This window comes from Streptomyces sp. NPDC002306 (genome assembly GCF_053593435.1).
Map to the genome: position 1 here is coordinate 308928 of NZ_JBSFCK010000007.1, position 13022 is coordinate 321949.

Below are 13022 nucleotides of genomic sequence, written 5' to 3' on the forward strand. Positions count from 1 at the left end.
TCGTTAGCGATACGGTCGCGCCGGCGCCCGGCGACGAAGCCGTCCCGCGGCGCAGGGGTCGGACCCTGTGAGGGCCCTGACGGGTCCTTTTGAGCCGTAATCGCTAGGAGTTCACGCCTGTGATACCGAGATGGCCGGCGCCCCGGACGCGCCGCACCGCGTATGCGAGACGGATCGTGGCCGTCACCGTGGCCGCGCTCGCCGCAGCCCTGGTCCAGCCCCTCGCCGCCCACGCGGACGCCCCGCCCCCGCCCCCGTCCGACGCGAAGCTCGCCGCCGCGCCCGCCCGGCACGACGACACCCGCGAGCAGTTCTACTTCGTCATGCCGGACCGTTTCGCCAACGGCGACTCCGCCAACGACCGCGGCGGGCTGACCGGTTCACGCCTCAGCACCGGCTACGACCCCACCGACAAGGGCTTCTACCAGGGCGGCGACCTCAAGGGTCTGACACAGCGGCTCGACTACATCAAGGGCCTGGGCACCACCGCCATCTGGATGGCCCCGATCTTCAAGAACCAGCCCGTGCAGGGCACCGGCGCCGACGCCTCGGCGGGCTACCACGGTTACTGGATCACCGACTTCACCCAGGTCGACCCGCACTTCGGCAGCAACAAGGACCTCCAGACCCTCATCTCCAAGGCGCACGCCAAGGGCATGAAGGTCTTCTTCGACGTCATCACCAACCACACCGCGGACGTCGTCGACTATCAGGAGAAGTCCTACGGCTACCTCTCCAAGGGCGCCTTCCCGTACCTGACCGAGGACGGCGAGCCCTTCGACGACGCCGAACACGCCGGCGCCGGCGACGCGTTCCCCGCCGTCGACGAGGACTCCTTCCCCCGGACCCCGGTCGTCCCCGCGGCGAAGAAGAACGTCAAGGTCCCGTCCTGGCTCAACGACCCGACGATGTACAGCAACCGGGGCGACTCGACGTACGCGGGCGAGTCCACCACGTACGGCGACTTCTCCGGCCTGGACGACCTGTGGACCGAACGGCCCGAGGTCGTGCGGGGCATGGAGAAGATCTACCAGCGCTGGGTCGGGGACTTCGACGTCGACGGCTTCCGGATCGACACCGTGAAGCACGTCGACATGGAGTTCTGGACCCAGTGGGCCACCGCTCTGGACGCCTACGCGGCCCGGCAGGGCCGGGACGACTTCTTCATGTTCGGCGAGGTCTACTCCGCCGACACCTCGATCACGTCCCCCTACGTCACCCGGGGCCGTCTCGACGCCACGCTCGACTTCCCCTTCCAGGAGGCGGCCCGGCAGTACGCCTCCCAGGGCGGCAGCGCCCGGAAGCTCGCGGCCGTCTTCGGCGACGACTACAAGTACACGACCGACAAGGCCAACGCGTACGAGCAGGTCACCTTCCTCGGCAACCACGACATGGGCCGGATCGGGTACTTCCTGAAGCAGGACGACCCGGGCGCCGGCGACGCCGCACTCCTGCGCAAGGACGAGCTCGCCAACGAGCTGATGTTCCTCAGCCGCGGCAACCCGGTCGTCTACTACGGCGACGAGCAGGGCTTCACCGGCGCGGGCGGCGACAAGGACGCCCGCCAGACCATGTTCGCCTCCCGCGTCGCCGACTACCTCGACGACGACGAACTCGGCACCGACCGCACCCACGCCGCCGACGCCTACGACCCGAGCGCACCGCTCTACCGGCAGATCAGCGCGCTCGCGAAGCTGCGCAAGGCCAACCCGGCGCTCACCGACGGAGTCCAGGAGCAGCGCTACGCGGCCGACGGACCGGGTGTCTACGCGTTCTCCCGCACCGGCACCGGCAAGGACACCACCGAATACGTCGTCGCCCTCAACAACGCGGGCGAGGCGAGGACGGCCACCTTCGCCACCGGCTCGGCCGGCATGACCTTCCGGGGCCTGTACGGCACCGACGCCACCGTCCGCTCCGACGCCGGCAAGAAGATCACCGTCACCGTCCCGGCCGGCTCCGCGATCGTCCTCAAGGCGGCCGGCCGGCTCGCCCCGCCCGCGACGAAGCCGACGATCGCCATCGAGGCGCCGGCCGCCGGAGCCACCGGCACGGTCGAGCTCACCGCCGACATCGACGGCGGCCGCCTCAACCGGGTGGTCTTCGCCGCCCAGACCGGCAACGGGAAGTGGCGGACCCTCGGCTCCGCCGACCACGCCCCCTACAAGGTCACCCAGACCCTCGGCGAGGACGTACCGGCCGGCACCGCGCTGCGCTACAAGGCCGTCGTCGTCGACTCGGCCGGCCGCACCGCGAGCGCCACCGCCGCCTCGGTCACCGGCACCCCGCCCGCCCCGGAGATCCCCACCGCCTCCTCCCGCGACTACGCGGTCGTGCACTACAAGCGCACCGACGGCGACTACGCCGACTGGGGTCTGTACGCCTGGGGCGACCTGGCCGACGGCGAGGCCACGAACTGGCCCGACAGCCACCCCTTCACCGGCCGCGACGCCTACGGCGCCTTCGCCTACGTCAAGCTCAGGCCCGGGGCCTCCGGCGTCGGCTTCCTCGTCATCGACAAGGACGGCGACAAGGACGTCTCCGCCGACCGCACCATCGATGTCACCAGAACGGGTGAGATCTGGATCGAGCAGGGCAAGGAGACCGTCCGCACCGAGAGGCCGACGGCCGACTACCCCGACCAGGACACGACCAAGGCGGTCCTGCACTACCACCGCGCCGACGGGAACTACGACGGCTGGGGCCTGCACACCTGGACGGGCGCCGCACACCCCACCGACTGGTCGAACCCCCTGAAGCCGGTGAAGACTGACGCCTATGGCGCGGTCTTCGAGGTACCGCTCACCGAGGGTGCCGGCAGCCTCAGTTACATCATCCACAAGGGCGACGAGAAGGATCTCGCCACCGACCAGTCCCTGGACCTCACCGCGAACGGCCACGAGGTGTGGCTGTTGAACGGCCAGGAGAAGTACCTGCTGCCGCAGCCCGCGGGCTCCGCGGGCGCCCTCGACCTGACCACCTCCAAGGCGGTCTGGATCGACCGGTACACGGTCGCCTGGAACGGCTCCGACGCGGCCGCCTCCACCCAGCTGCGCTCCTCGCACGACGGCTCGATCGCCGTCCGGGACGGCGCCCTCACCAGCGACGACGAGCGCTGGCTGCGGCTGACGAGAACCACGCTCACCGACGCCCAGAAGGCGAAGTTCCCGCACCTGAAGGACTACACCGCCTGGTCCGTCGACCCCCGGGACCGCGACCGGGTGCGCGAGGCGCTGCGCGGCCAGGTCGTCGCCTCCCAGCTCGCCGCGAACGGCGCGGTCCTGTCCGCCACCGGCGTCCAGATCGCGGGCGCGCTCGACGACCTGTACGACGCGACCGGGGCGAAGCTCGGCCCGGTCTTCCGCGACGGCAGACCCACCCTGTCCGTCTGGGCCCCCACGGCCCAGTCCGTCCGCCTCGACCTCGACGGCACCACCGTTCCCATGCGGCGCGACGACACCACCGGCGTCTGGTCCGTCACCGGTCCGGCCTCCTGGAAGAACAAGCCCTACCGGTACGTCGTCAAGGTCTGGGCGCCCAGCGTCCGGCAGATCGTCACCAACCAGGTCACCGACCCCTACTCCGTCGCCCTCACCGCGAACTCGGAGCGCAGCCTCGTCGTCGACCTCGACGACCGCTCCCTCGCCCCCCGCGGCTGGTCCACCCTGACCAAGCCCGAGGCGGTACCGCTGAAGGACGCGCAGATCCAGGAGCTGCACATCCGGGACTTCTCCGTCGCCGACCCGACGGCCGCGCACCCCGGCACCTACCTCGCCTTCACCGACAAGGACAGCGACGGCTCCAGGCACCTGCGCGCGCTGGCGAAGGCCGGCACGTCGTACGTGCACCTGCTGCCCGCCTTCGACATCGCCACCATCGCCGAGAAGAGGTCCGACCAGGCGAGCACGGACTGCGACCTCGCCTCCTACCCGGCCGACTCCGACCGGCAGCAGGAGTGCGTGGCGAAGATCGCCGCGAAGGACGCCTACAACTGGGGCTACGACCCGTACCACTACACGGTCCCCGAGGGCTCGTACGCCACCGACCCCGACGGCACGGCCCGCACGGTCGAGTTCCGCCGGATGGTCAAGGCCCTCAACGACGACGGGCTGCGGGTCGTGATGGACGTGGTCTACAACCACACCGCGGCCGCGGGCCAGGCCGACACGAGCGTGCTCGACAAGGTCGTACCGGGCTACTACCAGCGCCTGCTCGCCGACGGCTCGGTCGCCGACAGCACCTGCTGCGCCAACACGGCCACCGAGAACGCCATGATGGGCAAGCTCGTCGTCGACTCGATCGTCACCTGGGCCAAGGAGTACAAGGTCGACGGCTTCCGCTTCGACCTCATGGGCCACCATCCGAAGGCCAACATCCTCGCCGTGCGCAAGGCGCTGGACGCGCTGACCCTCGCGAAGGACGGCGTCGACGGCAAGAAGATCATCCTCTACGGCGAGGGCTGGAACTTCGGCGAGGTCGCCGACGACGCCCGGTTCGTGCAGGCCACGCAGAAGAACATGGCCGGCACGGGCGTCGCCACCTTCTCCGACCGGGCCCGGGACGCGGTGCGCGGCGGCGGCCCCTTCGACTCCGACCCCGGCGTACAGGGCTTCGCCTCCGGCCTGTACACCGACCCCAACTCCTCGACCGGCAACGGGACACCGGCCGAGCAGAAGGCCCGCCTCCTGCACTACCAGGACCTGATCAAGGTCGGCCTGACCGGCAACCTCGCCGGGTACCGCTTCACGGACACCGCGGGCAAGGACGTCACCGGCGCCGGAGTCGACTACAACGGCGCGCCCGCCGGCTACGCGGACGCGCCGGGCGACGCCCTCGCCTACGTGGACGCGCACGACAACGAGTCGCTGTTCGACGCCCTGGCCTTCAAGCTGCCGAAGGACACCTCCGCGTCCGACCGGGCCCGGATGCAGGTCCTCGCGATGGCCACGGCCGCCCTCTCCCAGGGGCCGTCCCTGTCCCAGGCGGGCTCCGACCTGCTGCGCTCCAAGTCGCTGGACCGCAACTCCTACGACAGCGGCGACTGGTTCAACGCCGTCCACTGGAACTGCGCCGACGGCAACGGCTTCGGCCGGGGCCTGCCGATGGCGGCCGACAACGCCGACAAGTGGCCCTACGCCAAACCCCTGTTGAGCTCGGTGAGCGTGGGCTGCGCGCAGATCACCGGAGCCTCGGCCGCCTACCGGGACCTGCTGCGGATCCGTACGACCGAGCGGGTGTTCTCGCTCGGCAGCGCCGGGCAGGTGCAGTCGAAACTCTCCTTCCCGCTCTCCGGGAAGGACGAGACGCCCGGGGTGATCACCATGCGGCTGGGCGACCTGGTCGTCGTGTTCAACGCGACGCCCACGACCCAGCGGCAGACCGTCGGCGCGCTCGCCGGGACGGGCTACCGCCTGCACCCGGCGCAGGCGTCGGGCGCGGACCCTACCGTCAAGTCGGCGCGCTACGAGCGGGAATCGGGCACGTTCGCCGTTCCGGGTCGCACTGTGGCGGTGTTCTCCCGGACCGCGTGACGGCGCACTAGCGTGGTGGGGGCAGGCCCGGCGCGGGTCCGCCCCCATCCGCACCTGCCCTTGAGGGGCGTCGGCACATGAACGGGAACGGCAAGCAGCAGACGACGGACACCACCGTGCTGGTCGTCGACGACACGGCGGCCGGCCGCTACGCCATGGGCGCGGTGCTGCGCCGCGCCGGACACCGGGTGGTGCCCGTGGCGAGCGGCGAGGAGGCGCTCGTCGAACTCGACGTACGGCTGCGCTCGGGCACCCTGCCCGACGTGGCGCTGGTCGACGTGGGACTGCCGGACATGAGCGGCTTCGAACTGTGCCGCCAGGTCAAGGCACGCCCGCCGATGGCCGCCCTGCCCGTGGTGCACTTCTCCGCCGCCGCGGTGGCGCCCGGCGACCGGTGCCGCGGGCTGGACGCGGGCGGGGACGCCTATCTGACCGTGCCCGCCGACCCCCAGGAGATCCAGGCCGTGGTCCGGGCCGCGCTGCGCGGGGCGCGCCGGGGCGCCGGCGCGCAGACGCTGGTCCACCGGCTGACCCTGCTGTCCGAGGCGATCGTCGCCGTGCAGGGCGCGAGCGGCCCGACGGAGCTGGCCGGTGCGGCGGCCGAGGGCGCGGCCCGGCTCACCGGCACCCCGGCCGTCGTGTTCGTCGCCGGACCGGACGGTGAGCTGTACCGGGGCACGTCCCGGGACCTCGACATCCTCGGACTGCCGGGCGCGGACGCGGAGGAGACCGTGGCGCGGCTGCTCCCGCGGATCGCGGAAGGACGCGGCGGGGTGCAGAGCGTCGTCGTGCCCGCGCCGCTGTGGCCGGTCGGCTTCTTCCGGCCCGGTGTGCGCGACGACGCCCGGCTCGTGCTGACCCTGACCCCGGGCCGGCGTACGCCGGTCTGCATCGCCACGCCGGCGCGCTCCGCCCACGGCGCGGACACCGAGCGCGACGGACCGCTCGCCCGCCTCGCCCAGGCGACCGCGCTCGCCGCCGAACCCCTGCTCAGGTACCAGGTGGAGCGCCATGTCGCCCTCACCCTCCAGCGCAGCTTCCTGCCCCGCCCGGACCGCCTGCCCGAACTGCCCGGCGTCGACCTGGTGGTCCGCTACGTACCCGCGTCGCACGACACCGAGATCGGCGGCGACTTCTACGCCGTGCTGCGCACCGGCGCCGGGGTGCTGACCGCGGTCGGCGACGTCGTCGGACACTCGCTGGACGCGGCCACCGTGATGGTGGAGATCCGGCACGCGCTGCGCGCCTACTGCGTCGAGGACGGCGACCCCGCCGTGCTGGCCGGACGGCTCGACCGGATGCTCCAGCACTACCACCCGGACATCACCGCCACCGTCTGCCTGGCCCTCGCCGACCCGGACAGCGGGCGGCTGCGCATCGCCAACGCCGGTCACATCCCGCCGCTGATCCTGCGCGGCGAGGGCGGGGCCGAGTACGTCGACGTCGCCGGGCCCCTGCTGGGGCTCGGTCTGGACCGGCCGGCCCCCACCGAGGTGGTGCTGCGCCCCACCGACCGGCTGCTCATGATCACCGACGGTCTGATCGAGACCCGCGGCACCGACCTCGGGACCTCCATGCGCCATCTGCGCACCGCCGCGGCCGGTACCCCGCCCGGCCTCGACACCCTGTGTGACCTGCTGCTGGACTGTTTCGGCCAGGAGCGGGAGGACGACATCGCGATGCTGGCCCTGCGGTTAGGGTGAAGCCTGTCCCCCCAGAACAGGAGTTCCCCATGCCGCAGATCACCGTCGACTACTCGGCACGGCTGGCCGACGGCTTCGACCGGCCCGGCTTCGCGCGGGCGCTGCACACCGCCACGGTCGAGATCGCGGCCGCGAAGCAGCCGGCGTGCAAGACGCGGTTCCGCCGGACCGAGGACGACGTGGTCGGCCCGGACACCGAGGGGCATGCCGTCGTGCACATCCACATCGGCCTGCTGGCCGGCCGCACCGAGGAGACGAAGGCCCGGCTCACCGAGACCGCGCTCGACCTGCTGCGCCGGCACGTGAAGCCCGTCGACGGAGTCGTCCTGCACGCCTCCGCCGAGGTCCGCGACCTCGACCCGTCGTACCGGAAGTACGAGAGCTGAGCGCGTCCCTCAGGACGCGAGCGCGATCAGCCGGGCGGCCAGGTCGCTGAAGGGGCCGTCGGCCGGTTCGCTCTCGAGCATCGGCCGCAGCAGCGCGCGCATCTCGTCGTCGAACGCGGCGCTCACGGCGGTCAGCGCGGCGAAGTCGTGCACGAGCTGGATCTCCAGTTCGGCCCGCGCGATACGCCGGCCGTCCAGCCAGATCAGCGCGGTCGACTCGGCGAGCGAGATCCAGGAGCGGATCACCAGCTCCAGCCGCGCGGGCGGGTCCGTGACCCCCAGATGCGCGAGGATGTGCTCGTAGGCGGCCTGGCGAACGGAGTCGATGAGCGCGTTGGTGGCCGAGACGTGGCTCATCGGGCGGGATTCACCCGCGGGGACCGCGGGGCCGCCGCGCATGAGGGCCGAGAAGCCGGGGCCGTGCTCCTCCACGAAATCGAAGTACCGGCGCATCACCCGCAGCAGCCGCGCTCCGAGCGGACCCTCGTGCGGTTCGGCGAACCGGCCGGCCAGATCCTCCGAGGCACGCTTCAACGCGGCTTCGTAGAGGCTGAGTTTGCCGGGGAAGTAGTGGTAGACGAGCGGTCGGGAGATGCCGGCGGCGGCCGCTATCTCGTCGATGGAGACCTCGTCGGGCGAGCGGCGGCTGAACAGTTCCAGGGCGACACCGATCAACTGCTGCCGACGCTCGTCGACTCCCATTCTGCGGCGAACCCCGGTAGTCATACGAACACCTTACCGACCCGAACCGGAACCGAACGGACCGGACGTGCCGCACGTGTTCACAGATCCAACACAAGTCGCTCACTTTTTGCCCGCGAGACGCAGATGAGCATCGAGTCGGCGCGCTCCGCGTCCGTCAGCAGCGCGTCCCGGTGGTCGATCTCACCCTCCAGCACCCGCTGTTGGCAGGTCCCGCAGAAGCCCTGCTCGCACGAGTACGCGGTGCCCGGCAGCTCGGCGCGCACGGCGGCCAGCACGGTGGTGGCCGCCGGGACCGTCAACGTCCGCCCACTGCGCCTGAGTTCGAGCTCGAAGGGGCCGTCGCCGCCGGTGGAACCGCCCGGCGCGAACCGCTCCAGATGGAGCGTGGCCCCGGCCGGCAGCCGTGCGGCGACCGCCTCCATCAGCCCCTCGGGCCCGCAGCAGTAGACGGCGGCACCCGCCGGCAGGTCCGCGAACAGCGCGTCGAGATCGGGCAGCCCGTCCTCGTCCTCGGCGACGACGGTGACCCGGTCCGCGCCGAACCCACGCGTGATCTCCCCGATCTCCTCCAGGAACGGCATCGAGGCGCGCGTACGGCCCCCGTACAGCAGCCGCCACCGAGCTCCCGGCGGGAGCGCCCGCAGCATCGGCAGGACGGGGGTGATCCCGATGCCGCCCGCGACGAAGACGTACGACTCCGCCTCGACCAGCGCGAACCGGTTGCGCGGCCCCCGCACCTCCAGCTCCGTCCCCACCCGCACCCCCGCGTGCACCTCGCGCGAACCGCCCCGTCCGTCCTCGGCCAGCCGCACGGCCACGTTGTACGACGAGGTGTCCGCCGGGTCGCCGCACAGCGAGTACTGCCGCACCAGCCCGGAAGGCAGCACCAGGTCGAGATGCGCGCCCGGCTCCCAGCGCGGCAACCGCCGCCCCTGAAGGCGCAGGCGTACGACCCCGTCGGCGACCGTCTCGCGGGAGGTGACCGACAGCCGCAGCGCCCGCGACCGCGGCCGTCCGGAGACCGGCCGCTCCAGGGCGGGCAGCGGCCACAGCGGCGAGACCTGGATCCGGCGGCGCAGCGCCCGCCGGGCGAGCAGCGCCGTGCCGGCGAGGACCGCTACGGTCCGCAGCTTCGGCATCAGGCGGAACCCTTCTCGGCGGCGAGCGCGGCGCGGGCGGCGGGGGAGCCGGCCAGGTAGGCGACGGCCTGCGCGGTGCTGCCCTCCTGCGAGGGGTGGTAGTCGCGGCTCAGATAGCGCGGGATGGACCGGGCCATGGCGCCGGCCGAGGGCAGGACACCGCTGCGGCCGCGGACGCGGAAATCCTTGAAGGTGGCCCTGCCGTCCACGAGCGTCGGGTCGTTCGCCATGAAGAAGCGCGTCCCGCGCTGCCAGAGGAACACCAGTGCCGTGAACGCGGTCGCCCAGGTCCGCGCGCGCCGCCGGTAGCCGCCGTCGAGGTGCTGGAACAGCTCGAAGGCGACGGACCGGTGCTCGACCTCCTCGGCGCCGTGCCAGCGCAGCAGGTCCAGCATGGTCGGATCGGCGCCGCGCCGGTCCAGCTCCTCGGCGTTCAGCACCCAGTCGCCCAGGAACGCCGTGTAGTGCTCGATCGCGGCGATCAGCGCGACCCGCTCCAGCAGCCACCACCTGCGGGCCCGGCCCGGCGGCAGCGTGCGGTCGCCGAGCAGCTTCTCGAAGAGCCAGTCGACCTGTGCGGTGTACGGCGTCGGGTCGAGCCCCAGTTCCCGCAGACGCGGCAGCACCTCGTCGTGGGCCTGGGAGTGCATCGCCTCCTGCCCGATGAACCCGATGACGTCCTCGCGCAGCCGCTCGTCCCGGATGTACGGCAGCACCTGCTTGTAGACGTGCACGAACCACCGCTCGCCCGCGGGCAGCAGCAGGTGCAGCACGTTGATGGTGTGCGTGGTGAACGGGTCACCCGGCACCCAGTGCAGCGGGGTGGCCTCCCAGGAGAAGGACACGTGGCGCGCCTTGAGCGGGATCCGCTCGTCCTCGACCGGACGGGGCACCCGGGCCTGCTTGTTAGACATGGCGTCAATGTACTGACGGGTATGCCCGGGTGGAACCCTCGTGGCGTACTTCTTTCGCCGCCCGGCTCAGCGCAGCGCGCTGATCGACCGCCCGTCGTCCAGCGTTCCCTTGAGCCCGGCCTGCGCCCCTTCCTCGGTGCGCGCCGCCAGCAGACTGCCCCGGGCGGTCGCCCGCACCCCGCCCGTCGCACGGATCGACGCGGTGTCCCGGCTCCCGGCCGCCAGCAGGTACCAGGACCCGGACTCCGCCTTCCACAGCACACCCGCCAGCACGTGCGGATCACGCTCGCCGCACGCCGACACGTTCTCCGCCTTCGCCGCGACCGCCCCGTACTTCCCGCCCGGGGTGTGGAACTGCGCCAGCACCCGAGGACCGCCGCCGCGCCAGGTCTCGGCCCGCGTGCACACCCAGGTGGCCGAACCGTTCGCGTCCGGCAGCGACTGCTCCGCGTACTTCCAGGCGTTCACCGACCGTACGCCCTGGCCGCGCGCGTCGGCCAGCGAGCACGCGAACGGCGCCCAGGTGCGCAGCGCCCCCGCGCCGCTCACCTCGCGGGGCGCGGTCGGCCGGCCCGAGGTCAGCCGGGCCGGCACCAGTTCGCCGAGGTCCGTCAGCAGCCGGGAGCCGGACCCGTCGGTCAGCTGGAGCACGTTCCAGGAGGTGCAGTCGCCGGTACGGACGGCCGGGCTGGCCAGCGGCGCGGTGATCCCGCCGGTCAGGTCCAGGTCCATCACCCCGGCGCCGGGCTTCATCAGGTCCCGCTCCGCCGCCTTGCGCACCCACGGCGCGGTCAGATAGCGCACGTTGCCGTCGGTCCGGCCGAGCACCACCGCGCCCGCCTCGGCGGCCGTCGCGCCGTCGACCCGGGCGAAGTCGAGGGCGGCGCCCCGCGTGCCGTCCTTCGGCTCGGCGTAGCGGGCGATGCGCAGACCGTCGTACAGGATCACCACGCGCGCGCTGTCGACGGTTCCCGCGTACAGCAGCTGGGGCGGTCCGGCCGGGCCGCCGGAGGGGGTGCCGGGAGTGACGGAGACCTGGACGCTCTCGCCGGGACGGGCCCAGACCGCGAGGGCGCGGCGCAGCAGGGCGGTGTCGCCGGTGAGGTCGCCGCGCGCGGGCCACACGGAGAAGTCGGTGCGTGCGGACGACTCCCAGGCCAGGGGGGCGACGCGGAGCAGCTTGCCCGGGTCCAGGGCCGCCTCGGCCGCCGGGTTCTGCGCGTACGCCGGGGCGGCGGCGCCGTCGGGCCCCCAGCCGTCGCCCGGCAGGGCCACCAGGGCGCCGCACACCGCGAGCGCGGCGGCCGCGGCGAGCGCGGCCCGGGAGTGCTGGCGGCGGCGCATCAGGTCGGTCGGCCGGGCCTGGAGCGCGCAGGGGTCGAACTCGGGGGAGTCGAGCAGTGCGTACGGCGCGGGCACGGTGTCGGCCTCGCGCAGCGCGGCGTCCGGGTCGCTCACGCCCGCCGCCGTGAGCACCCTGCGCACATCGCCGTCGGGGAGCTTCTCCAGACCGCGCAGCACATGCGCGGCACGGGCCGGCCCCGACAGGGCCGAGAGCCGCTGGTCCAGGGCGAGTTCGTCGGCGCCGCCCGAGCGCGGGAAAAGGCGCAGACCCCACACGTGGGGCAGCAGCGGCGGCAGCTGGGAGCGCTTCGGCCAGGCCAGGCGGCGCAGCGGCAGCCCGGCTTCCAGCGCCGTGCGCACCACCTGGAGCCGGACGAAGGCGTAGCCCGGGTCGCCGTCCCGGCCGGTCGACTGGGCCGGGATGGCGGGCGCCGACGCGCGTTTGCCGGGCAGCGCGCGCTGGGTCAGGGCGTGCGCGGTCAGGACGCGCCGGCCCCGGCCCAGGCCCGGCGGCAGCACCAGATAGGCGAGCCGGACGAGCCGTGGGTAGTGCTCGACGAGCGCGGCCTCGGCCTGCTCGACGTCGACGTCGGTGGCGGACGGTGTGGGGCGCGGGGCGACATGCTGTGACTGCACGTTCAGCAGAACGAGCGAATCGGTGGTTGGTCACCGCCATCCGGGCGAGCCGTGTGCCGAGCCGTCGGTGGAGCGGGCCGCCTCGCGGGCGTCTCGCAGCCCGCCGGGTCCGTCCGCCGGTCCGCCGGGTCAGTCCGCCGGGTCGACCAGCGCTCGCGCGTAGTTCGTCATCGACCGCTGGTAGCGCGGCAGGTGGGGGGCCAGGGCGCCCAGGACGAGGGAGAGTCCCTCGCGGTCCCGGCCGAGGCTGGACAGGCACAGCGCGAGACAGGCGCGCACCGCGTCGTCCAACGGGTCCGAGGGGGCGTCCAGTTCGGGTGTCAGCAGCTCGACGCCCTCCTGCGCCCGGCCCACGTTCCGCAGGGAGCTCGACAGCTGGATCTTGGTACGCCGGCCCTTGTAGCCGTCGAGGCCGCGCGCCAGCGCCTCCCGGTACAGCGGAACCGCCCGGTCGGAGTGCCCCGTCGAGTCCCAGGCGCAGGCCTGCTCGAACGGCCCCAGCGGGCTGTCCTTCGGCAGTTCGGCGACGAGCGCGTCGATCACGGACCGGAAAGCGGCCGCGTCCTCCTCGGCGTAGTCGTCGAAGGTCGCCCAGGCGGCGGTCACGCGATCTTCCCAGTCTTGGTTCACCGGCCCACCCTCGCACGTGTGTGCCTACAGTGGC

Annotated in this window: 8 protein-coding genes; 3 read left to right on the top strand and 5 right to left on the bottom strand. The window is 72.8% G+C overall.

What is annotated here, in order from left to right; all coding sequences use genetic code 11:
* Positions 1–119: 119 nt before the first annotated feature.
* The 3 genes from pulA (at position 120) to ACWCQK_RS17220 (ending at position 7620) form a co-directional block, all read left to right on the top strand.
* Positions 120–5531, top strand: coding sequence for a pullulanase-type alpha-1,6-glucosidase (gene pulA, locus ACWCQK_RS17210; RefSeq protein WP_451155965.1), 5412 nt, complete (start codon positions 120–122; stop codon positions 5529–5531).
* Positions 5532–5608: 77 nt separating this feature from the next.
* A complete protein-coding gene (locus ACWCQK_RS17215) occupies positions 5609–7234 on the top strand; it encodes a SpoIIE family protein phosphatase (RefSeq protein ID WP_451155966.1) in 1626 nt (541 codons plus the stop codon).
* A 29-nt stretch (positions 7235–7263) separates the two neighbouring features.
* Positions 7264–7620, top strand: coding sequence for a 5-carboxymethyl-2-hydroxymuconate Delta-isomerase (locus ACWCQK_RS17220; RefSeq protein ID WP_451155967.1), 357 nt, complete (start codon positions 7264–7266; stop codon positions 7618–7620).
* 9 nt (positions 7621–7629) lie between these two features.
* Here the strand turns inward: ACWCQK_RS17220 and ACWCQK_RS17225 are convergent, their stop codons facing one another.
* The 5 genes from ACWCQK_RS17225 to ACWCQK_RS17245 form a co-directional block, all read right to left on the bottom strand.
* Positions 7630–8346: a TetR/AcrR family transcriptional regulator gene (locus tag ACWCQK_RS17225; RefSeq protein WP_451155968.1), complete on the bottom strand. Its 717-nt coding sequence runs from the start codon at positions 8344–8346 to the stop codon at positions 7630–7632.
* A gap of 56 nt (positions 8347–8402) precedes the next feature.
* Entirely contained in the window at positions 8403–9464 is a 1062-nt protein-coding gene (locus ACWCQK_RS17230; protein WP_451155969.1) for a PDR/VanB family oxidoreductase, read from the bottom strand.
* On the bottom strand, positions 9464–10378 hold the full coding sequence (locus ACWCQK_RS17235; protein ID WP_451155970.1) for a metal-dependent hydrolase: 915 nt from the start codon (positions 10376–10378) through the stop codon (positions 9464–9466). Before ACWCQK_RS17235 ends, ACWCQK_RS17230 begins: the two co-directional genes overlap by 1 nt.
* 66 nt (positions 10379–10444) lie before the next feature.
* On the bottom strand, positions 10445–12358 hold the full coding sequence (locus ACWCQK_RS17240) for a hypothetical protein (RefSeq protein ID WP_451155971.1): 1914 nt from the start codon (positions 12356–12358) through the stop codon (positions 10445–10447).
* Positions 12359–12487: 129 nt separating this feature from the next.
* Positions 12488–12988 (bottom strand): tetratricopeptide repeat protein, encoded by a 501-nt coding sequence (locus ACWCQK_RS17245; RefSeq protein ID WP_451155972.1) that lies wholly within the window; start codon positions 12986–12988, stop codon positions 12488–12490.
* Positions 12989–13022 lie beyond the last annotated feature (34 nt).

Coding starts and splice junctions, on each gene's coding strand:
- ACWCQK_RS17220 (WP_451155967.1), top strand. CDS start 7,264: ATGCCGCAGATCACCGTCGACTACTCGGCACGGCTGGCCGACGGCTTC.
- ACWCQK_RS17230 (WP_451155969.1), bottom strand. CDS start 9,464: ATGCCGAAGCTGCGGACCGTAGCGGTCCTCGCCGGCACGGCGCTGCTC.
- ACWCQK_RS17225 (WP_451155968.1), bottom strand. CDS start 8,346: ATGACTACCGGGGTTCGCCGCAGAATGGGAGTCGACGAGCGTCGGCAG.
- ACWCQK_RS17215 (WP_451155966.1), top strand. CDS start 5,609: ATGAACGGGAACGGCAAGCAGCAGACGACGGACACCACCGTGCTGGTC.
- ACWCQK_RS17235 (WP_451155970.1), bottom strand. CDS start 10,378: ATGTCTAACAAGCAGGCCCGGGTGCCCCGTCCGGTCGAGGACGAGCGG.